This window comes from Variovorax fucosicus (genome assembly GCF_030316825.1).
GTDB lineage: Bacteria > Pseudomonadota > Gammaproteobacteria > Burkholderiales > Burkholderiaceae_C > Variovorax > Variovorax fucosicus.
In genome coordinates, this window is record NZ_JASZYU010000004.1 from 16840 (window position 1) to 38947 (window position 22108).

The 22108-nt window shown below is 64.6% G+C and carries 17 protein-coding genes; 11 read left to right on the top strand and 6 right to left on the bottom strand.

Annotated features, from left to right (window positions below; genetic code table 11):
• Nucleotides 1–30 precede the first annotated feature (30 nt).
• Nucleotides 31–630, bottom strand: coding sequence for a TetR/AcrR family transcriptional regulator (locus QTI05_RS22130; RefSeq protein ID WP_286619663.1), 600 nt, complete (start codon nucleotides 628–630; stop codon nucleotides 31–33).
• 742 nt (nucleotides 631–1372) lie between these two features.
• Here QTI05_RS22130 and QTI05_RS22135 point away from each other — a divergent pair.
• Nucleotides 1373–1804 carry a helix-turn-helix transcriptional regulator gene (locus tag QTI05_RS22135; RefSeq protein ID WP_444812952.1) on the top strand — a complete coding sequence of 144 codons (432 nt, stop codon included), beginning with the start codon at nucleotides 1373–1375 and terminating at the stop codon, nucleotides 1802–1804.
• Here the strand turns inward: QTI05_RS22135 and QTI05_RS22140 are convergent.
• Nucleotides 1732–3171: a tyrosine-type recombinase/integrase gene (locus QTI05_RS22140; RefSeq protein ID WP_353505967.1), complete on the bottom strand. Its 1440-nt coding sequence runs from the start codon at nucleotides 3169–3171 to the stop codon at nucleotides 1732–1734. The genes QTI05_RS22135 and QTI05_RS22140 overlap by 73 nt on opposite strands.
• Nucleotides 3172–3634: 463 nt before the next feature.
• The gene (locus QTI05_RS22145) at nucleotides 3635–5101 is read right to left on the bottom strand and encodes a hypothetical protein (protein ID WP_286619665.1); all 1467 of its coding nucleotides are present in this window, start codon (nucleotides 5099–5101) and stop codon (nucleotides 3635–3637) included.
• 179 nt (nucleotides 5102–5280) lie between these two features.
• Between QTI05_RS22145 and QTI05_RS22150 the strand changes: the two genes are divergently transcribed.
• Both QTI05_RS22150 and QTI05_RS22155 read left to right on the top strand, forming a co-directional pair.
• Entirely contained in the window at nucleotides 5281–7587 is a 2307-nt protein-coding gene (locus tag QTI05_RS22150) for a hypothetical protein (protein WP_286619666.1), read from the top strand.
• Complete coding sequence (locus QTI05_RS22155) at nucleotides 7584–9131, top strand: metallophosphoesterase (RefSeq protein ID WP_286619667.1); 1548 nt, start codon at nucleotides 7584–7586, stop codon at nucleotides 9129–9131. Before QTI05_RS22150 ends, QTI05_RS22155 begins: the two co-directional genes overlap by 4 nt.
• Before the next feature lie 73 nt (nucleotides 9132–9204).
• Here QTI05_RS22155 and QTI05_RS22160 read toward each other — a convergent pair whose 3' ends face one another.
• Nucleotides 9205–10416, bottom strand: coding sequence for a cystathionine beta-lyase (locus QTI05_RS22160; RefSeq protein WP_286619668.1), 1212 nt, complete (start codon nucleotides 10414–10416; stop codon nucleotides 9205–9207).
• A gap of 234 nt (nucleotides 10417–10650) precedes the next feature.
• Nucleotides 10651–10980, bottom strand: coding sequence for a hypothetical protein (locus tag QTI05_RS22165; protein ID WP_286542833.1), 330 nt, complete (start codon nucleotides 10978–10980; stop codon nucleotides 10651–10653).
• A gap of 342 nt (nucleotides 10981–11322) precedes the next feature.
• Here QTI05_RS22165 and adhP point away from each other — a divergent pair, with 342 nt between their 5' ends.
• The 4 genes from adhP (at nucleotide 11323) to QTI05_RS22185 (ending at nucleotide 15414) form a co-directional block, all read left to right on the top strand.
• The gene (gene adhP / locus QTI05_RS22170) at nucleotides 11323–12357 is read left to right on the top strand and encodes an alcohol dehydrogenase AdhP (protein ID WP_286619669.1); all 1035 of its coding nucleotides are present in this window, start codon (nucleotides 11323–11325) and stop codon (nucleotides 12355–12357) included.
• Nucleotides 12358–12546: 189 nt separating this feature from the next.
• Entirely contained in the window at nucleotides 12547–13620 is a 1074-nt protein-coding gene (locus QTI05_RS22175; RefSeq protein WP_286619670.1) for an NAD/NADP-dependent octopine/nopaline dehydrogenase family protein, read from the top strand.
• A complete protein-coding gene (locus tag QTI05_RS22180; RefSeq protein WP_286619671.1) occupies nucleotides 13610–14611 on the top strand; it encodes a 3-hydroxybutyryl-CoA dehydrogenase in 1002 nt (333 codons plus the stop codon). Before QTI05_RS22175 ends, QTI05_RS22180 begins: the two co-directional genes overlap by 11 nt.
• Entirely contained in the window at nucleotides 14608–15414 is an 807-nt protein-coding gene (locus tag QTI05_RS22185) for an alpha/beta fold hydrolase (RefSeq protein WP_286619672.1), read from the top strand. Before QTI05_RS22180 ends, QTI05_RS22185 begins: the two co-directional genes overlap by 4 nt.
• Before the next feature lie 23 nt (nucleotides 15415–15437).
• Here QTI05_RS22185 and QTI05_RS22190 read toward each other — a convergent pair whose 3' ends face one another.
• A complete protein-coding gene (locus QTI05_RS22190) occupies nucleotides 15438–15926 on the bottom strand; it encodes a MarR family winged helix-turn-helix transcriptional regulator (protein ID WP_286542841.1) in 489 nt (162 codons plus the stop codon).
• A gap of 141 nt (nucleotides 15927–16067) precedes the next feature.
• Here QTI05_RS22190 and QTI05_RS22195 point away from each other — a divergent pair, with 141 nt between their 5' ends.
• The 4 genes from QTI05_RS22195 to QTI05_RS22210 are packed head-to-tail and all read left to right on the top strand — an operon-like array spanning nucleotide 16068 to nucleotide 22107.
• Nucleotides 16068–18251 carry a thiamine pyrophosphate-dependent enzyme gene (locus QTI05_RS22195; protein ID WP_286619673.1) on the top strand — a complete coding sequence of 728 codons (2184 nt, stop codon included), beginning with the start codon at nucleotides 16068–16070 and terminating at the stop codon, nucleotides 18249–18251.
• A 3-nt stretch (nucleotides 18252–18254) separates the two neighbouring features.
• A complete protein-coding gene (locus QTI05_RS22200) occupies nucleotides 18255–19754 on the top strand; it encodes an indolepyruvate oxidoreductase subunit beta family protein (RefSeq protein ID WP_286619674.1) in 1500 nt (499 codons plus the stop codon).
• A 22-nt stretch (nucleotides 19755–19776) separates the two neighbouring features.
• Nucleotides 19777–20769, top strand: coding sequence for a PDR/VanB family oxidoreductase (locus tag QTI05_RS22205; RefSeq protein WP_286619675.1), 993 nt, complete (start codon nucleotides 19777–19779; stop codon nucleotides 20767–20769).
• 15 nt (nucleotides 20770–20784) lie between these two features.
• Nucleotides 20785–22107, top strand: a complete 1323-nt coding sequence (locus QTI05_RS22210; protein WP_286619676.1) for an aromatic ring-hydroxylating dioxygenase subunit alpha — start codon at nucleotides 20785–20787, stop codon at nucleotides 22105–22107.
• Nucleotide 22108 lies beyond the last annotated feature (1 nt).

Here is a 22108-nt window from a genome sequence, read left to right on the forward strand (position 1 = left end):
CGAGCGAATAGGCTGCATGCTTCAGTGGGTTCAGGTGGGGGGTAGATGCTTCAATGCGGCAGCGCACAGACTGTCCGACAGTGCGGGCTCGTCGACCGCACGGGCCAGCAGCAATGTGCCCACCATAGTGGCGACGGTCACGAGTGCCCGTTCGTGGGCACCGGGCTGCCCCCAGTCAGGCGACTGACGGGCGACAAGATCGATCATTTCCTTGACGTGCCGGGTGGTCACCCGGCGTACTTCGGGTGCCTGGCGAGGCGTCTCCGAGCCCAGTGCGGCCAGGGGACATCCCATTTCAACCTGTTCCAGGTGCTCGCGCGAGAGATAGATGCGAAGCATGGATGGCAAAGCCTGCTCGGAAGGCACGCTGGCGACAACCTCCGCCGCTACGGCGGCTGACTCAGCGCACGCCCGACTCGCTGCTTCGGTGAGCATGGCTTCGCGCGACGTGAAATGAGCATAGAAGGCGCCATGGGTCAGGCCGGCCTCCTTCATGATGTCGGCGACTCCGGTGCCGTCGTAGCCGCTACGACGGATCGCCCGCGCAGCTGCGGACACGATGCGCTCGTGCGAGGCTTCCTTAGCCGCAGTTCTGACATTGTGGTTCGTCTTTCGCATGACAATGATCATACATGATTCGCGAAACATGCGCTGTGACGTTCTTGGCGATGCCGTTAGGCGGCACCGCATCGCAATGAGACGAGCGAATACGGGAGCCGAATTAACGTCAGGACATGACCGAATACGAGAGGCTCATCCGAGAGTTGTGCTTCATTTCCGGAAACATCAAGGCGTTTAAGACCTACGCTGCCATGCAGCGAATCAAGGTGTCGCTGCAGGTGCCTTTGCAGACCTAATTTCTTTCTTCCTCCTTGAAACAATTGATGCGCAACCTTGAAGTTCCTGGCAGATCCGTGGCCGTAGGGAACCGCGGTATGGTGGCCACCTCGAACCCCCAAGCGGCGCTGGCGGCCTTCGATATCCTGCGTTCCGGCGGAAACACCATCGATGCCGCGGTGGCGGTGGGGCCATGCTTTCTGTCGTGGAGACCACCCAGACAGGCATCGGCCGAGACTGCTTTGTAATGCTCAAAAAGCGGGGGCAAGCACCCGTAGGACTCAATGGCGCAGAGTGGGTTTTCTGGCCGAGGCGGGGCGCGTGATTGACTTCTTCTCTGCGGAATCTACGCCTTCACGCCGGCGTGGTAGCTGGTGAAATTGCGCGGAGCTGTGTACAACTGCTTCCCTGCTCTTCCTCTCTGTCTACCGCCCAACACGAGCTAAGTTGATGTGAGTTTGCATGAGCGTGCCTACGCTGCGGTATGCCTGGATGGGTCGTTCGCGGCTGCACCGCAGGGCAATCTGTTGACCTGATGTTCTCAGGAGTGTGCAGCTTGTCTACCAATGAATCCGATGATCTCGGGAAGTCCGGCGCTGGTGCTCCACGCCTGCTGACCGCTGCGCCGGCGTTCTTCCGTATCGCCGACGTCATGCGCATCACCGCCTTGAGCCGCGCCACCGTGTATCGGCGGATCGCTGACGGGATTTTTCCGCCTCCGGTGCATTTGGGTGGGCGCGCCTGTGGCTGGACGCCGGCATCGCTCCAAGCCTGGATCGACGATCCCGGCGGCTACCGCGCACCTCGCACGCCACATGATGACGACGCTGAAATGATGCCAGCATCGCCAGGGAAGAGGAGGGCGGCGACAGACGCCGTGAAGCAAAGAAGGGGTCAGCCTTCGAGCAGGACTGCGTCGAGCCGCTCGCCGAGCTTGCGCCAGGCGTCGCGTTTCTCGTCGGCGTAGTCGTGGTGAAGGTAGTGCCGGCGCACCTTGCTGCCTGGCATGACGTGGTTCTCGCAACGGTCGATGACATCCAGGCTGATGCCGAGCGCCTGCATCATCGTGGCCGCGGTGCGACGCAGATCATGCGTGGTCCATTCCCCGTTCTCGCCTTTGGACAGCACCAGCGTGTCGTCGTTTCGGCGGTTCTTGAGCGGCTTCCGGTTCTTGAAGCGCATCTGCCTGTCGCCGACCTGCTTGGAAACGGTCTTGACGTCGATGTGCCCCTCTTTCTGGCGGGCAGGGAAGCACCACTCGCTCTTGCCTTCACCTTCGCCGGTGAGCCCATGAAGCTCCTTGAAGTGGCGCAATGCGAAGTTCGACAGGTAGACCTGCCAGTCCACGCGCGTCTTGGTGTTCTCGCGCGGAACGAACCAAGTCCCGGCTTCAAGGTCGATGTGTTCCCATCGGGCCATCAGCAGCTCACCGATGCGGCATGCTGTGCCGAGGCAGAGCCACAGGGCCAGTTGCGTTTCTCGCTGCAGCGGGCGGTCGGCGCTGCGCCGGTTCTCGGCCGATTCGTACTGCTCCAACGTCGTGGCGAAGATATCGCGCAACTGGCGGATTTCGGCGGGCTTGAGGACACGCTCGCGGATGACGGGTTCGTAGCCGCTGGGCACCACCTGCTTGGTCTCGACCAACTCGGCCGGGTTGCCCTCGCTGAGCAACGCCTTCCATGGTTGGCGCTTGATCGCCCAGCGGTACATCTGTCTGATCTCGGACAACATGCGCTCTGCCGTGCGCCCACGGCCACGGTCGCGGCCGACCTTGCGCAGCGCGTCGCGCAGTTCGAAGTCGGTGATGCCGCGCACGGGCTCGTTGCCAAGGCGGGGCAGGATGTCCTTATCGAACGTGCGGCGCAGTTCGGCGTTGCCGTCGGAGCGCTGCACGCCGTTCTCGAGCCAGGCATCAAACATGTCGCCCAGGGTGGATGCCTCACGTTTGCGCTGGATCTCCGCAGCGATGAGGGCCTCGCGCTGAACTGCCTGCTCGGTCTCGCGTTCCATCATCGCCACACGCGGGTCGGCACCAGAGGCGATGCGGGCGCGCTCCTCGGAGGCGACTTCGCGTGCCTTCGCGAGCGATACGTCAGCGGCGTTGCCCAGGGCCAGTTTCTGGCGCTTGCCGTTGAAGCCGTAGACCAGCATCCACGACTTGTAGCCAGTTGGCAGGACACGCAGGAACAACCCGCCGCCGTCGGCCATCAGGCGTTCTTTCTCTGTTGCTTTGGCGGTCTTGACCGCCCGATCTGTCAATTGAAAGTGAGCCATCCTGTGCTTCCTGGGGAAGGCGGTCGCAAGGGAGGGCTGGGCATTTGTTCCCACGCTCATGGCGTCGATCTGCGCCCCCCGGCAAGATGGAAACAGAATAGCTCAAAAACGGGCTCTGTGGGAACACCGTGGGAACATTTTGCACGCGCTTGAACAATCCGATCTAAGATCGCTTGAATCTGCATGAGACGGTAAAGTCTTTTATAAACAATGACTTAAGCTAAAATTTCTAGGTTCAGAACGTCTCAAGTTGTCGCACTAAGTTGGTGCGATTTTGTATTTTTACGGCCTGTCACGCCGGGGGTCGCGGGTTCGAGTCCCGTCCACTCCGCCAATAAAATCAACGGGTTGCAGCAGAAATGCTGCAACCCGTTTTTCTTTGTTTGGGGCTTGGGAACACTTGAACTCGGGGTCGCGATCCCGTGGCAGGCACAGCCACGGTGAGACACACCGATTCCGGTTCTGTGCCATCGTCTAGCATGCCCTCCGGACTCGAGCGAAGTCGGTCGGAATCGACGTCGCCCTAGGATCGCGCCTTGTAGTCGACTGCAGGGTTCTGCTGCTTGGGGATGGCCGGCGCAGGCGTGCTCTCGCGGGTGTCCAGGAGCTGGTTGATCCAGCAGACCAGGTTGAGGCCGCCGATGTCGTTGTGGCCGTCCACGATCTTCTCGTCGACCGCAGCGACGATGTAGGGCGAGCCGTCAATGCCCTGTCCGGCGAGGCGGCGGATCCGGATGCGGGAGTCGGGAAAGTGATCTGCCGTCGCGGCGCCTTCCGGCTGGTTGAGGAGACGCCGCAACTCGGCCGGCGCTACCGGCTTGCAGGAATCGCGAAGGCCAGCCGCGAGATCCTTCTCCGGTGCCTGCTGCGCGGCACCGGGGTCGGCCGCTGCAAGCTCGATGGTCGCGTGCGTCTGGAAGTTCCAGAAATTGCCAACCGTCTTGATGTCCATGTTCCATTCGACGTACGCACCTTCGTTGTCGGGGCTGTTGCTCTCGGACACGCGTGCGTGCGTCTCGAAGGCTGTCGTCAAGACTCGGCCTGCCGGGAACAACCTTCGCGTTGGGAAATCGGTGGTCGACGACAACACGACCAACGACGGCCGCATCTCGTGCGAGAAGTCGAGCTTCGGTCGGGTCGAAATGCGCGAGTAGTAGTCGAGCGCGCTCTGGAAGGGCATGTAGCGCATCGCTTCGATGGCCGGATTCACCAGCACCACGAGATCGCCGTAGCCGCGAAATCTCGGCTTGCTGTCGCTTGAGTAGATGCCGTCGAGGAAGCGCGACAGGTACACATGTGCCAGCGCATTGAAGGTCACCGATGCGCCAAAACTGTGACCGACTAGCACCAGCTTGTTGTTGTCCTGCGGGTTCATCTTCACCTCGTGTTCGAGACGCAGGAGAAACTCCAGCAGCGCGCCGCGTCCCACCTCGTCGCTGGTTCCCTTGCGATCCCAGAAGGTGAGGTTGTTGACGAAGGGCACGTCGACCGACTCGCCCCGCCAGCCGACGTAGATGCCCTTGATCTTGCGGGTCGGGTTCCACCTGCTCACCGACGCGAGTGCGTCGTAGAAGCCCTGCACGTTGCCGTCACCGGTCTTCGCACGGTGATGCCAGCCGTGAACGAACACTACGACGTAGGATCCTTCGGCTTCGGACTTGACAGCGTTCGCGATCGCCGCTTCGGCCTGGCGCCGGTTTGCGAATACGCCCTGGTCGTCGAACTCGACGAAGTTGACGGTGAATGGCACGGGCTTCGCAATCGACACCTGCCACGCGTCACCGCAAGGCCTGCCATCGGCCCCCTTCGCCTCCCACAGGTAGTTGTCGTCCTTGTCTTTCGGAGCCTCTGGAACCTCACAGTTGCGGCCCGAGATGCGGTAGGGCTCCTTGGAGCTGCATCCGCTCGACAGGATGATCATCAGAATCACGGCGACGAGCCACAGCAGGCGCGGGCTTGGAGGATCGAAAGCGTGGGGATCCTGGCGCATGAGCTTCTCCTCGGTTCGATCAGCAGTGTCTACCGAGCCTTTGAATATTGGACTCCCAAGAAGTGGGGATGAACCCGAGTCGTGGTGCGACAAATGCATGTTCATGGCTTGTCAGCATATGACAGGGCTCGCACAATCCACGGCGTTCGACGGTTCTCCAACCCGAAGACGGAGGTTCTATGCAAGCTTCCGAAACTGCAGCGATCCCGATATCGGGCAGTCCATCGACGGCCACCAGCACGAAGGCCGTCCTGCTGGGAGGGGCGATCGTGGCGATCGTCCTGCTGCTCGTCGCATTGTTCGTACAGATCCTCGACCGGCAACCACCGCCAACTCCGACGCCGCCTGTGGCAGCCCAACGCCAAGAGTCCGAGCAAAGGCAGAGCAGCGCGTCCGTGGAGCCTCCTGCGATCGCGAGTATTCCCACTCCTTCACTTCCGCCCCTGGGCGCTGTGCCTGAGCTGCAAGCGCGTGAGTTTCGACAGTCGATCGATACTGCGGGCCAGACCGCAAAATTCACTGCGTCTTCGGTGGCAGTTCGCGAGGCTGCCATGGCGGCGACTGCGGCCGCCAAAGGAATGGTCGTTGCCGACCCGATCCGTCCCGAAGGCAGCCAACCGGGGATCGACCCCGTCATTTGGAACTACTGGCTCACGCGGCCAACCCCGGCGACTGCCAAGTCGGCCTTCGGCGCACGCCCCTTGCCCCAAGCCGGCGAGATCGAACTGCAAGCGCTGAACCGGCTGACCCTACGTCTTTCCACCGTCGACCTTGGGACAATCGCACCCGTGGCGTCGATCAAGCCGTCGGCAGCGTTGACCTCGACATTGAAGACGGCCATCGCCGATGTGTCGAGGAAACAACTTGCGCTCGACGTCTTTGTCACTCCTTCCGACGAACAGCGCCTGCGTATTCCACAGGCGGTGCGGCGCCAATCGATGACCATCGACCTCGAGCGGCTGCGGGCGATGCCGCCGGGCTTGCGCGAGATTCCGGGCCCCGCCTGGACAGATCAACTGATTCGCGAAGCCACGGTGGCAGAGTTCGGCTTCGACTTTCGGATCCTGGTCGCGGGCACCCACCAGGTCGGTGTCGCGATCGTCGATGCCCTCTCCGCAGTCCCCGTCCAGTCGATGGTCATCAACCTGTCTACCGGTAAGGCCTGGCCCGACAGCGTGGCAGTCGACACCAGCGCGCAAGGTTTTTTCCATCCGGGCAGCCTGCCCGTCGATCTGTCTCTCATCCTGCAAGCCCTCGAGGGAAAGGCGGACGGCTCCCTGTACCGGCGCCTCACGGCCAGGCTGCTCTACAGGAGGGCGGGCGCCGACGCCACGCCCAACGCATCCGGATACGACGAGATTGAGTGGACAAGCCAGCAGGACATCGAGGCGCTGAAGCAGGCGACCGAAAACTTCACATCGATCGTGGGCAGCAGCAAGAACGCAGACGCACTGCTTTCACTGGGCCACAAGTTCGCGCGGCCGCTTTTCGATCCGGATCCAGCCCCTGGACGCGAACTCGAGCAGGACGAGATAGTCAACAGGGATCGTGCAGCAAAGGCGAGACAGATCATCGTCGACACGGCGAACGATCCGAAGGCGAAGCTACCGCCGACGATGCTCGTGCTCATCGTCAAGGAGGGGGCGCAATCGCACTACGCGTCGACCATGCTGCCGATCGGGGCCATGGGTATCTCCAAGGAGAAGGACGGGCCACCCATCTTCCTTGGCGAAAGGTTCGCGCTGGCCCTCAGGCTGACCGACCAGGATCTGAGTCCATCAAGACCCTGCCCACGCGACTGGTATGTCGCCTTTCCCAAGAACGTGGCCGGTGTCACTGACAACGCGTTGCAGACGGCACTGAACGGCCTGAAGCCGCTCCAGCAAAATTGGCGCTCGCACATCTACCCCCAGTCCCCGACACTCGACGAACTCGGCATGTGGCTCAACAAGCCCGACAAGGACTCGGCAGATCGGCCGTACGTGCTGACCTACGTCGGCCATCACCAGAGAGGACAACTCTCGCTCGGGGCGGATGCCGCTCAAGGGATAGGTGCCAGCGACATCCGCCGCGACTTCCAGGGATCGTCCATCGCCATCCTCAACGCATGCAACTCGGCCATGAGCGAGATCTCAAACGGCATGCCGATCGGCATGCTGGCGCAGCGGCGCGTCGCGGCCATCGTCGCGACCACGTCGGGCATTGACGGCGACCTGGCCGCCAACTATCTCGTCTGCATGGCCTCGGTGCTTGTCACGCACACCGAAGAACTGACCATTGGCCAGACGCACGCGCTGGCGACGCGCTGCCTGTGGTCTAGAGCGGAAGGGGGCATGTTCACTTACAAGGGCTCCGCGCTCAAGTACGTGCTCGTGGGCAATCCGTTCCAGAAAATCTGCGCGCCGGCTGCTGCCGCGGTGGGGGTTCCCGCATCCATGCCGATGGCGGCGCCGCAACCCGAGGCACCCAAGGGCGACATCTCATGAGAAAGCTACTGATCCGGCTCCTGGTGTTCGCCGCGGCCGTGCTAGCCATGGCGTCTGCCTGGGCCGACAGCGATCGGCATGTCGTGCTTGTCAGCGACCTGCATGTTGGGGCCGGTAAGGTCGGGAACGACTGGAACAAGATCGAAGACTTTCGATGGCAGGCCGACTTCGATTCGTTCCTCGGATGGGTAGCTGCTCGCGGCGGGAAAGGCAGCGACCTCGTGTTCGTGGGCGACACTTTTGAGCTCTGGCAGTCGCCCACAATGACTTGCACCGGCGATCTCTCCAACCCGGCATGCAAGATTCCGGACTGCAACGAGGACGACACCGAGATCGGCTGCAACGAGCAGGAGGCTCTGGCCCGGCTCGAGCACGTGATCAAGGCGCACGCGGACTTCGTCAATTCATTGCGCAGTTTCGTCGCCGCGGGAGACCATCGGGTTTTCTTCATCCCCGGAAACCACGACGCTGCACTGCTATTTTCGAAAGTCCAGGCACGCCTGCTCGCCGAGTTTGCAGGGCTCCCCGTAACCGTAGAGAGCCGTGGTTACTGGCTGTCGGGGGACGGAGAGATCTACTCCGACCACGGTCACCAGTTCGACGACTTGAACCAGTTCGATCGATGGCCTGCGCCTTTCGTCGATCGCAAGGGCATCACCTACTTGCGCAAGCCCTGGGGCGAGAACATGGTGCAGCAGTTCTACAACCAGTACGAATACGTCTTCCCGATTGTCGACAACCTTTCGGACGAGTGGACGGGCGTCAAGTTCGCGCTCGATCAAGCGAGCTTCCGGCAGACCTCGGTGGCGATAGGCAAACTGTTTCGCTTTGTTCTGCTGCAGGAGTCCATCCGGCAAGCTTTCATCGCACTTGGGGAAGACCAGCTTCCTCAATGGGATCGAAAAACCGTGCGTCGGATGCCGACCGATTTTTTCCTCGACATCCTCAAGCCTGAGCCCCGGCTATACGCCGCAGCCAGCGCGTCGAAGAAGAGCGGGGGACTTGTGTTCGACGGGGCGAGCCTCACAGATAACGAGGTCGACGCCATCTGCGCGGCCAAGAACAACCTTGCAGGTGCGACCCCTTGCCCGAAGCTTTCGACCGAGCTCGGCGCCGCTGTCAAGGGCATCTTCATCGGCAAAAGACAGATGGAGGTCGACTACCTGCGTCGCGTGTTGCCGCAAGTGGCCGCTGACCCGCGGCAGGTGGCATCCGTCTATGTCTTCGGCCACACGCACAGCGCGGTTGAGCCGGCCACACTGCCCCTGGGCGAGATGAAGGGCGGATCGGTCAACGTGGTGCATGCCAACACCGGTGCGTTTCAGCGCGTTGCGTCACCGTCCCAGATCGAGGCGATCCTGGCTCAACCCAAGATGCGGACCAAGGTGGCACTCGACCTGCAGCCTGAGGATCTGCCGGCTTGCTACAACTTCGTCTGGGTTCAGCCATACAAGGGGAGTCCGGGCGTAAAGCTGCTGCGCTGGTCGCAGCGGGCCGACGGCAGCTTTGCGGATTCGCAGGGTACCTGCCTTGACGCGAACTGAGCTGGGTGCTGCACAGCGTTCGTTTCCCAACCACGTGGGCACCGCGAGAAGCTTGCCGTCACCGCAACGTAGCTCAGGATTCCTCTTGCATGACCCTGATCGCGCGATCGAGGTCTGCGATCAAGTCGGCGGTCTCCTCCAACCCTATATTCAAGCGAACGAGCCGACCACCATAGTCTTTGCCCGCCCGATCGAGGGTGGGATAGGCGAGGACGAGACTGGTAACGCCTCCCCAACTGAACCCGATCCTGAACAGTTCGAGTGCATCCACGAAAGCGGCGACCTGCGCGCAAGCGATTTGTGGTGCGAAGAGTATGGAAAACACGCCGGAGGAACCGGTGAAGTCGCGCTGCCAATGCACGTGACCAGGACAAGAAGGCAGGGCCGGATGAAAAACCGACTCAACCGGAGGCTGATGCTGAAGCCAGTGCGCGATCTCCAACGTAGCGGATTCGAGATGCGCGAGCCTGACGCCCAGCGTCTGCAGGCCCCTAAGCGCCAGACTGCAGTCATCCGGGGAGACGGCCATCCCGAGTTGCTTATAGACCGCCCCGGCTGACTCGTATGTCTCTTTGCAGTTCACCGACATCGAGCCAAGCAGTAGGTCGCTATGGCCGCCGACGTATTTGGTCAGCGCCTGGATACTCACATCAATGCCGTGCGCGAACGCGTCGAAAAGTACACCGGCCGCGTAAGTGTTGTCGAGCGCTACTGGCACGCCGCGAGCGTGCGCGGCAGCCACGATCGCGGGCACGTCCTGAACCTCCATCGTGACCGAGCCCGGGCTCTCGGTCCAGATCAACGCAGTATTCGGACGTATCAACGCGGCGACGCCGGATCCAACCAGGGGGTCGTAGGCTTCGACTTCAATTCCGAGGCCTTTGAGAAGACCTTCCCCCATTTCCCGATTCGGGCCGTACCCGCTGATCGGCACGAGCGCATGGCTACCGCTGCGACAGAAGGTCAAATAAGTCAGCGCTATGGCGGCCTGTCCGCCCGGCACGATGAAGGTGTGGAACGCACCCTCCATCTCGGCGATACGCGCCCCCAATTCCAGGACGGTGGGCGTGCCGTAGAGGCCGTAGCTGTAGCCGTGTTCCGTCTGACGCCAATCGTCGATGACATCGGCCTGGCGGTCGAACAACACCGTTGAGCCTCGATGGACCGGCGTAGCCAAGGACTTGAAGTCACCTGGCGCGTGGACGGTCGGCTGCACGAGTTTGGTTTGCCACCGATTGGTTCGGGATTTCTTTGGCTCTCTTGGATCTTCAGGTCTTGTAGCCATAGGCGCTCCAGTTCTTCAGAACCATGTCGCGCACCGCCCGATCGCGATGAACTCCTTGGGAAGAGCGCGCATCCGCTGCGAGCAAAGACATAGCCTCGGGTGCGGCACGCCTTCGCCACCAATCTGCTCGAACGGAAGGTCGACATCGGCGTCATCCAGGTTCAGCGCACCCTGGCAGCGACGACGTCGGCTGTCAGTACCTTCAGTGTATCGCCCACTGCGAAAAGTACTGGGTCAAATGGGCCTGCCTTTGGCCCACCAGATGCTGGCGCGTGAGCGTGCTGACCAGGCTGAGGTAGCCGGCAGCAATATCGGCCTTGTTGTTCGGCAAATTTCGGTCGAGGTGGCGTGGTTGAAAAAGGTGACCGAACCGTCAAGATGCAGCGCGCCGCCGATGACTCTGCGGCTGAGCACCGGGGCGCGTTCTCCGTTGAGCGAGTACGTTGCGAGCATGCGCGACGACTCCATGTTCTCGGGATGCGCTTGCACGACATAGGCCGAACTGACGACGGGTGAGAGCACCTGGACCAGAAAGGCGCAAGCCTTCTGCTTCGGTGATCGCATCGCATGCGAACGAGGTCGGCACGATCAACGGCAAGGTGCGCCCTGGCAGCAAGACGGAAGCGTTTGTGAAGGCAGTGAAGGTTCCGGTGCACATCCCGCGCTCTGGTGTGCCCATGGGCTTTGACGCTGCCGGCACATGCGTGTCGGGCTGTTGAGTCGACACTGACGAAGGCACTTGAGCGCACCTATGGGCGTGGGCCAGCGCACAGACGGCTCGCCCTGCTGCGCGCACCGTGCAGGATGCGCATCGAGGCTCGGCGAGCTCTTCGCCGATAGCAAAAGTTGGTTCGCGCCAATTCGATCGACGCGCCGGCATGACCTCGCCATCAACAGGAGTGACTCATGACACAAAAGATGCAAGCTGCAGTCGTCGAGCATTTCGGAAAACCCTTGGTGCTTCAGGAATGGGACATCCCCACGCCCGGGGCCGGCCAGATCCTGGTCAAGACCGAGGCCTGCGGCGTCTGCCACACCGATCTACATGCCGCGCATGGCGACTGGCCCGTGAAGCCCACGCTGCCGTTCATTCCCGGCCATGAGGGCATCGGGCGCGTGGCGGCCGTCGGAGCCGGCGTGACGAGCGTGAAAGAGGGCGACCGGGTCGGGGTGCCCTGGCTCTACTCGGCCTGCGGTCATTGCGAGTACTGCCTGACGGCCTGGGAGACGGTGTGCGCCCAGGCGCAGTTCGGCGGCTACACCAAGAACGGCGGCTTCGCCGAGTACATCCTGGCCGACCCGAACTACGTCGCCCGCGTGCCTGTCGGCCTGGCGGCCCGGGATGCAGCACCCATCATCTGCGCCGGCATCACCACCTACAAGGGGATCAAGGAGACCGCGGCAAGGCCTGGGGAATGGATCGCCGTCTCCGGCGTCGGCGGGCTCGGGCATCTGGCGATCCAGTATGCCAAGGTCATGGGTCTGCATGTCTGTGCGGTCGACATCGACGAGGGCAAGCTCGCCCACGCCAAACAACTCGGGGCCGACGTCGTGATCAATGCCAGGAACGGCGACGCGGCGGCTGCCGTGAAGAAGGAAACCGGCGGCGGAGCGCATGGCGTCCTGATCACAGCGCCCTCGCTGGTCGCATTCAAACAGGGCGTCGCCATGACCCGCAAGCTTGGCACCTGCGTCCTGGTCGGGCTGCCACCAGGCGAGTTCCCGATCCCGCTCTTCGATGTGGTGGCGAACTGCATCACCGTGCGCGGTTCGTTCGTCGGCACGCGCAGGGACATGGCCGAAGCGCTCTCCTTCGCCGCCGAGGGCAAGGTCAAGGCCGACATCGAACTGCAGCCCCTGACATCGATCAACGGGGTCCTCGACCGGCTCCAGCGCGGCGAAGTGGCGTCGCGCGTGGTCATCGAATTCGCGGAAGCTTGAGTCGAGAAGAGGGCACTCGAACAGTCGCGCAGAACGCCGCACAGACTGAGCGGTGTGTGGTGCAGTTCAACCGCCCATGAAAAATGTGGTTGACACATGAATTGATGAAAAGTAATGTAATAACGCATTGCTCCTCCGGTTCCGCAGCGCGGCGCCGGTTCATCGACTCCTGTTCTTGCGCTTTCGACCATGAAAATTGCAATCCTCGGCGGTGGGCACGGCGCCTATGCGGCCGCTGCCGACCTGTCCGAAGCCGGCCACGAGGTGCGCCTGTGGCGCCGTGACGCCGCCGCGCTCGAGTCGGTCATCCGTGCCGGCGCGATCACGCTGAAAGATGCCGCCGGCACGCGCGAAGTGCCGCTCGCGCTCGCCACACCGGACATCGCAGACGCCCTGCGCGGCGCCGAACTGATCGTCGTTCCCACGCCGGCCATCGCACAGCACGACATCGCTCTGGAGATGGCGCCGCACCTGGCGGACGGGCAGGTCGTCTTTCTGCCGCCGGGGACCTTTGGCAGCTTCGTGATGGCGCGAACGGTTGCGCAGGCGGGCAGCCACGCCGACGTGGCCTGGGCCGAAACGGGCACCTTGCCCTACCTGGCGCGCAAGCACGGCGAGCGCGAGGTGAATCTGACGATACGCGCCGTCCGCCTCCCCACCGGGGTCTACCCGGCGCGCAAGGCGACCGAGGCGATCGCGGTGATCCGCAAGGCCTACCCGAGCGTGCATGGCTGCGGCGACGCGCTGTCGGGCGCCCTGATGAATGCCGGGCCGGTGATCCACCCGCCGCTCATGGTCATGAACGCGGCGCCGCTGCAGCATTTCGAGCGCTGGGACATCCACAACGAAGGCACGCAGCGCGCCGTGCGCGACGTGACCGACCGGCTCGACCAGGAGCGCATCGCGGTGCGCGAGGCCTTCGGGCAGGGCGCGCCGCACTATCCGCTGGCCGACCACTACAACAACGAGCGGTGGATGTACGGCGATGCGCACAAGCAGCTCGTCAAGTCGGGCGACTGGCGCGAGAACATCGACCTCTACGCGCACCGCTACGTCACCGAAGACACCGAACTCGGGCTGGCCTTCCTCGCGTCCGCCGCGCGCTACGCCGGCGTCGATGCACCCATTGCCCACGGCCTGCTGGCCATCGTGGGCGGCTTTCTGGGGCGCGACCTGCGGCTTGGCGAGCGCACCTTCGAAACGCTGGGGCTCGCCGAGCTGACGCCGGCGCAGCTCACGCAGAGGCTGCACGATGGCGAATGAAGCGCTGCCGCGTTTCGCGGCCGTCGGCGCGGGCCGCATGGGGCGCGGCATCGCGATCGCGTTTGCCTACGCGGGCCACCGCATCTCGCTGATCGATCTGCGTCCGCGCAGCGACGACGCCTGGCACAAGCTGGCGGGCGAGGCGCGGGCCGAGATCGAGAGCAGCCTGGACGGGCTGGCACAGCTGGGCGTCATCGACGCGGCGCAGGTTGAGGCCATCGCGTCGCGCGTCGATCTCGTGAATGCGGCCGGGGCGCCTGCTGCACTGCAAGCGGCCGAGCTGGTGTTCGAAGGTGTGCCCGAAACGCTCGATGCCAAGCGCGATGCCTTCGCGCAGTTGAACCGCCATTGCCGCGACGACGCGATCCTGACCTCCACCACCAGCAGCATCCTCGTGACGCAGCTGGCCGCGCTGGTTCGCAACCCCGGCCGCTTTCTCAACATGCACTGGCTCAACCCGGCCTATGTGATTCCGGTGGTCGAACTGAGTTGCCATCCGGCCACCAACCCCGCCGTGCTGGCCCGCGCCAAGGCGCTGATGGAGGCGATCGGCAAGCTGCCGGTGGTGTGCGGCGCATCCCCGGGCTACATCGTGCCGCGGCTGCAGGCGCTGGTGATGAACGAGGCCGCACGCATGATCGAGGAGGGCGCCGCCACCGCCGAAGAGATCGACAAGGCCACGCGCTACGGCCTGGGCCTGCGCTTTGCCGCACTCGGGGTGGTGGAGTTCATCGACTTCGGCGGCTGCGACATCCTGCACCACGCCAGCCGCGAGATGGCCGCGTCGATCGACCGCGGGCGCTACACCGCGCCCGCCATCGTCGACCGCATGGTGGAAGAGGGGCGCCTCGGCCTCAAGAGCGGCAGCGGGTTCTACGGCTACGAAGGGCGCGACATCGCCGTCTACCGGCGCGATGTGCTTTCCAGAACGCTGGGCGCGCTCCGGCACGCGGGCCTGTGGCGCGCGCCGGCGACCGGGACCTTGGAATGAGCCCGATCCGCCGCGCCTTTGCCGACCTGTCGGTGGGGCAGGTGCACTATGCCGCGTGCGGCCAGCCGCAGGCACCCGCCGTGCTGCTGCTGCATCAGTCGCCCCGCAGCTGGGCCGAGTACCGCGAGGTGCTGGCGCTGCTCGGCGCGCACCGGCGCGCGATTGCGATGGACACCGCAGGCTTCGGCGATTCCGCGGCCGGCGAGGCGCCCGCCAGCATCGAACAATGGGCGCGTGTGGCGTGCGAGCTGCTTGACGCGCTGGGCATCGATTGCGCCGACGTGGTCGGCCACCACACCGGCGGCGTCATCGCGGTGGAGTTGGCCGCCGCCTTCCCCGGGCGCGTGCGCAGCCTGGTGCTCTCGTCCACGCCCTTCACCGACGAGGCCTTTCGCCGCGCGCGCGCCGAGCGGCCGCCGATCGACGAGGTCGAGCCCAGCGACGATGGCCAGCACCTCGCGGCGCTGTGGCAAAAGCGCCAGGGCTTCTACCCGCCAGGCCGGCCCGAACTGCTCGAAGCCTTCGTGCTCGATGCATTGAAGGTCGGGCGCCGCCTCGAAGAAGGGCACCGCGCGGTCGCCGCCTACCGCATGGAAGACCGCATCGACCGTGTCGTGCAGCCCGTCCTGATCATCCGCGCCACCGACGATCCGTTCGCGGCGCCGCATGCCGCCGAACTGCTGCAGCATCTGCCGCAGGCGCGCGTGGTCGACATCGAGGGCGGCATGGTGCCCTTGCCCGATCAGATGCCTGAAGCCTTTGCGCGCGCGGTGCTGGCGTTTCTGGAACCGTCGGCGTCCTGAACGCCATGCGGGCCGATGCAGGCTCAGCCTTCGTCGGTGTCTTCGGCGTCCGCGTCGGCCGGCGTGTGCGCGTGCAACTCGATCATCTGGCGCAGCGTGTTCTTGAGCTCCTCGGCGCGGCGCAGGCCAAAGGGTTCGAGCACGCGCAGCTCGTGTTCGCGCGCCAGTTCCATCAGGTGCTCCACCGCCTTCGTCCCCTTGCGCGTGATGCGCACCAGCGTGATGCGGCGATCACTCTCATGGGGCAGCCGCTCGATCTGGCCGCGCGCCTCCATGCGGTCGAGCAGGCGCGTCACCGTGGGCTGCTTGGTCACGGTCACCTGCGCGAGCTCACCGATGCTGACCGGCTCGCTGCCCGCCAGCGAGGCCATCACGCGCCACTCCGACACCGAAAAACCGTGCTGGCGCGCCACCACGTGGAACTCCGACGAGATGAGCTGGCTGGCCTGCGCCAGCAAGGCGGGCAGGTAGTCATCGACGAAGCGATGCGATTCAGCGGGCGCTGCGGCCATGAAGGTCTCCCAGGGCTGATTCGGGCATGCCGCTTGCTTGTCTAGGGTAATTCATGATTGTGAATACATTCAGTTGTCAACATTATAGAAAGCATGGCGCGACGCCCCATCGCACCGTTCCCCGAGAGATGAAAGACCACCATGGCTGAGCGTTCATTCGTAGAAGAAGTCAAGAAACTGCGGTTGTCCGGCGGCGAGGTGTTTCGCGGTGAAGGGATTCTGGCCGTAACCAAGGCGTTGCTGGAGTCTGGGGTTTCCTATGTTGCCGGCTACCAGGGTGCACCCATCTCGCACCTGATGGACGTGCTGGCCGACGCGCAGGACATCCTCGCCGAGCACGGCATCCGCTTCGAAAACAGCGCCAGCGAGGCCACCGCCGCCGCGACGCTCGCAGCCTCGGTCAACTACCCGCTGCGCGGCGCCGTGACGTTCAAGGCCACGGTGGGCACCAATGTCGCGTCCGATGCGCTGGCCAACCTGGCATCGGGCGGTGTCACCGGCGGTGCGCTGATCATCGTGGGCGAGGATTACGGCGAAGGCTCGTCGATCATGCAGGAGCGCAGCCACGCGTTCGCGATGAAGTCGCAGATCTGGCTGCTCGATCCGAGGCCCAACCTGCCGAGCATCGTCGATGCGGTCAAGCAGGGGTTCGATCTGTCCGAAGCCAGCAACACGCCCGTGATGCTGCAACTGCGCATCCGCGCCTGCCACGTGCATGGCCACTTCATTGCCGGCGACAACCGGCGCTCCAAATTCACGCTGAAAGACGCGCTCGAAAACCCGCAGCGCGATGTCGGCCGCATCGTGCTGCCGCCCGCCAGCTTCGTGCACGAGCAGGAAAAGGTGCGGGATCGCTGGCCCGCCGCGGTGCGCTTCATCGAGGAGCGCAAGCTCAACGAGTTCTTCTCCGAAGACGCCGACGACATCGGCATCATCGTGCAGGGTGGCAGCTACAACACGCTGCTGCGCGCGCTCGAACGCCTGGGCCTGGCCGACGTCTATGGCGAGACGAAGGTGCCGCTCTACGTGATGAACGTGGCCTATCCCGTCATCGAAAGCGAGGTCATCCGCTTCTGCGAGGGCAAGCGCGCAGTGCTGATCGTGGAAGAGGGCCAGCCCAACTTCGTCGAGCAGAACCTCGCCACCATCCTGCGCCAGGCTGGCTCGACCACCGCGCTGCACGGCAAGGACATGCTGCCGGTCGCCGGCGAATACACCGCGGCCGAACTGCTGAAAGGCGCTCGCAGCTTCTGCGAACGCTACGAGCGCCTTGCGCCGCTGCCCGTGCCCGCACCGGTGCGCAAGGTGATCCCTCTCAAGGAAGTGGCCGCTATCGGCGTCGACGGCGCACCCGAGCCGGCCTTGCCACTGGGCGACAGCGTGCATGCGCGCCCGCCGGGCTTCTGCACCGGCTGCCCGGAGCGGCCGATCTTCAGCGCGATGAAGCTGGTGGAACGCGAGCTCGGTGCGCACCACGTCAGCGCCGACATCGGCTGCCACCTGTTCTCGATCCTGCCGCCGTTCAGCATCGGCAACACGACCATGGGCTATGGCCTCGGCGGCGCCGGCGCTTCGGCGCTCAATGCGCCGGCGGGAAAGCGTGCGATCTCGGTGATGGGCGACGGCGGTTTCTGGCACAACGGGCTGACCAGCGGCGTGGCGAATGCGGTCTTCAACAAGAGCGACAACCTCACCATCGTGGTCGACAACAACTACACCTCGGCCACCGGCGGGCAGGACATTCTTTCGTCGCACGCCGTCAACGCGACGCGCAGCACGGGCCACGAGATCGAGCGTGCGGTGCGCGGCGTGGGCGTCGAGTGGGTGAAGACCTTGCGCCGCACCTACGACGTGGCCGGCATGCGCGATGCGCTCAGGGATGCGTTGACCACCAAGCAGAAGGGCCCCAAGGTTCTGATCGCGCAATCGGAGTGCATGCTCAACAAGCAGCGCCGCGAGAAGCCGCAGGTGCGCAAGGCCATTGCCAGCGGCAAGCGCGTGGTGCGCGAGAAGTTCGGTGTCGACGCCGACACCTGCACCGGCGACCATTCGTGCATCCGCCTGTCGGGCTGCCCATCGCTGTCGATCAAGCCCAATCCCGATCCGCTGCGCACCGATCCGGTGGCCACGGTGCTCGACAGCTGCGTGGGCTGCGGCGTGTGCGGCGAGGTGTCGCATGCCGCCGTGCTGTGCCCCTCTTTCTACAAGGCGCAGATCGTCAACAACCCGAACCGCTGGGATCGCGTGCGCGAGCGCGTGCGCAGCGGCGTGATCGGCTGGCTGCAGCGCGGCGAAGCGAAGCGGCGCGAAGCCTGGGCGTTCTGAACCATGAGCGGCGCGCAACCTATCAAGATCGCAATCCTCGCCATGGGCGGGGAGGGCGGCGGCGTCCTGGCCGACTGGATCGTCGACATGGGCGAAGCCAATGGCTATGTCGCCCAGACCACCTCGGTGCCGGGCGTGGCCCAGCGCACCGGTGCCACCATCTACTACGTCGAGCTCTACCCGGCTGCGCAGGCAGCGGCCGACGGCGGCCAGCCCGTGCTCGCGCTGATGCCGCTGCCGGGCGATGTCGACGTGGTGCTCGCCTCGGAGCTCATGGAAGCAGGCCGCGCCGTGCAGCGCGGCCTGGTCACGGCGGATCGCACCACGCTCGTCGCGTCGACCCACCGCGTCTATTCGATCGCCGAGAAAAGCGCGCTCGGCGACGGCCGAGTCGACAGCGGCGAACTGCTCGCGCATGCGAACAAGGCCGCCAAGCGCTTCATCCGCTTCGACATGCAGCAGGCCGCCGAGGCCTCGGGCAGCGTGATCAGCGCGGTGCTCTTCGGCGCGCTGGCGGGCGCGGGCGTGCTGCCCTTCGCCCGGGCCCAGTTCGAAGCCACCATCGAGCGCGGCGGCGTCGGCGTGAAGCCCAGCCTCAAGGCCTTCGGTGCTGCTTTTCTGCGGGCACAAGGCGCGACTGAAGAAGAGGCGCCAGGGGTAGCGGCCGTGCCGGTGCCGCAGCCGAAGCACCCGGCCGTGCGAGCACTGGTCGAACGCGCGCAGCGCGACTTTCCGGTCGAGGCGCATTACTTCCTGCTCGAAGGCGTGCGCCGCCTCATCGACTACCAGGACACGGACTACGCGGGCCTCTACCTCGATCGCATGGCTGCGATGGCCAGGCTGCCCGCGAACGACGACGGCCGCCTGCTGCGCGAGACCGCACGCTACCTCGCGCTCTGGATGTCGTACGAAGACACGGCCCGCGTCGCCGCGCTCAAGACCCGTGCCACGCGCTTCGAGCGCGTGCGCGGCGAGGCGAGCGTCAAGGACGGACAGATCCTTGCCATCAACGAATACATGCATCCGCGGATCCAGGAGATCTGCGAGACGCTGCCAGGCGGCATCGGCCGCTGGCTGATGAACTCGGGCCTGCCGCGGAAAACGGTGGAGCGCTTCACGCAGCACGGCCGCGTGATCCAGACCAGCTCGCTGCGCGGCTACCTGATGCTGCGCACCGTGGCCGCCATGAAGCGCTGGCGCCGTTCCACCATCCGCTACGGCGAAGAAAACCAGCGCATCGAGGCATGGCTCGCACGCATTGCCGAGACTGCACTGCGCAACCCCGATCTCGCGGTGGAGCTTGCGCAATGCCAGCGGCTGGTCAAGGGCTACAGCGACACCCGCGAGCGGGGCCTGCGCAACTACGACACGGTCATCGGTGCTTTCCAGCGCGCCGGTGCCACTCTCGCGCCCGCCACGCTGCGCGAGCTGCGCGATGCCGCACTCGCCGATGAACATGGCCAAAAGCTTCAAGCCGCGCTGGCGCGGCATGCGCTGGCCTGAACAAGAGACCCCAGGAACAGCGATGACCGCCCAGCCCGCCACCATGTCCCTGCGCGTCGCCGAGGCGCGCGAACTGAATCCGGCGATCCGCATGTTGCGCCTGGCCGCCGAAGATGGCCGCGCGTTGCCCGGCTTTAGCGCCGGCGCCCACATTCGCGTGCAGGTGACGCTACCAGGCGGCGCCATCGACTGGCGTCACTATTCGCTCATCAACTTCGCAACCGCGCGCAATGCCACCAACGCGCCCACCGAGTACGTGATCGCCGTGCGCAAGGAGGCCGAAGGCCGCGGCGGCTCGCGCTTCATGCACGAGCGCGTGAACGCCGGCGACCTGCTCACGATCGAACTGCCGAAGAACGACTTTCCGCTGCACACCGGCCCTGGCGGCACCGTGCTGGCGGCAGGCGGCATCGGTGTCACGCCACTGGCCAGCATGGCGGCCCGCCGCCGCGCCGAGGGCCTTCCGGTTCGCATGCACTACGCCGGCCGCAGCCGCGACCTCATGGCCTTCCTGCCCGAGCTGCAGGCGTTGCTGGGCGAGGATCTCCGGATCCACGCCGACGCGGAAGCCGGCGCGCCGCTCGACATCGACGCGCTGCTCGACGCATGCCCCGTCGGCGATCGCCTCTACGTCTGCGGTCCCAAGGTCATGCTCGATGCCGTGTTCGCCCGCACCCAGGCGCGCGGTTGGGAACACGACCGCGTGCACTTCGAGCTCTTCACCGAGCCGGTCGCGGAGGCGGGCGACAAGCCCTTCGAGGTGGAGCTTGCCCAGTCGGGCCAGCGCTTTACCGTGCCGGCCGACCAGAGCGTTCTCGACTGCCTGATCGAGCACGGCTGCGACCCGATGTTCGACTGCAAGCGCGGCGAGTGCGGCGTTTGCGCGGTGCCAGTGCTCGAAGGCGACATCGACCACCGCGACTACGTGCTGACCGCGCGCGAAAAGGCGCTGGGCAATGTCATGCAGATCTGCATCTCGCGCGTCAAGGGCCCGCGCCTCGTGCTTGACATCTGAAGGAGAAAGCCGAACATGACTTCCTACCGGAACAACCCCGACGCCGTGCGCGCACTGGTTCAGAACGACCGCGTGCACCGGGACCTCTACATCAGCCAGGAGCTGTTCGAGGTCGAGCAGGAGCACTTCTTTGCCAACACCTGGAACTACGTCGGCCACGAAAGCCAGATTCCCAAGTCGGGCGACTGGTTCAGCAACGACATCGCGGGCCGGCCGCTGATCGTCGTGCGCCACACCGACGGCTCGGTGCGGGCCATGATGAACCGCTGTGCCCACAAGGGCTCCCGGCTCGTGAGCGGGCCTTGTGGAAACACCGGCAAGTTCTTTCGCTGCCCGTACCACGCGTGGACTTTCAAGACCGACGGCGCGCTGCTCGCCATCCCGCTCAAAACCGGCTATGAAAACACTGCCCTGCACGAGTGCGAATCGGCCAAGGGGCTGACCACGGTGAAGCACGTGCGCAGCCACCGTGGGTTCATCTTCGTCAAGATCAACGATACGGGGCCGGACTTCGACGAGTACTTCGGCGATTCGCTCAGCTCGATCGACAACATGGCCGACCGCTCGCCCGAAGGCGAACTCGAGATCGCAGGCGGCTGCCTGCGCTTCGTGCACCAGTGCAATTGGAAGATGTTCGTCGAGAACCTCAACGACACCATGCACCCGATGGTGGCGCACGAATCTTCCGCCGGAACCGCCAAGCGCATGTGGGCCGACAAGCCGGCCGACGAACCCAAGCCGATGGCGGTCGAGCAGTTCGTGCCCTTCATGTCGGACTACAAGTTCTTCGAGGACATGGGCATTCGCACCTATGACCACGGCCACAGCTTCACCGGCGTTCACTTCAGCATCCACAGCAAGTACAAGGCGATTCCCGCGTACGACGACGCGATGAAGGCACGCTACGGCGAGGAGCGCACCGCGCAGATTCTGGGCATGGCGCGCCACAACACGGTGTACTACCCCAACCTCACCATCAAGGGCGCGATCCAGGCGATCCGCGTGGTGAAGCCGATCGCGGCCGACAGGACGCTGGTCGAGAGCTGGACGTTCCGGCTCAAGGGTGCGCCGCCTGAACTGCTGCAGCGCACCGCCATGTACAACCGGCTCATCAACTCGCCATTTTCCGTGGTGGGCCATGACGACCTGCAGGCCTACCGCGGCATGCAGGCCGGCCTGCATGCCAGCGGCAATGAATGGGTCAGCCTGCACCGCAACTATGACCCTTCGGAGCTGAAGGGCGGCGAGATCACGACGGGCGGCACCAGCGAGCTGCCCATGCGCAACCAGTACCGCAGCTGGGCCGAACGCATGACAGAAACCATGCGGAGCCGCTGAA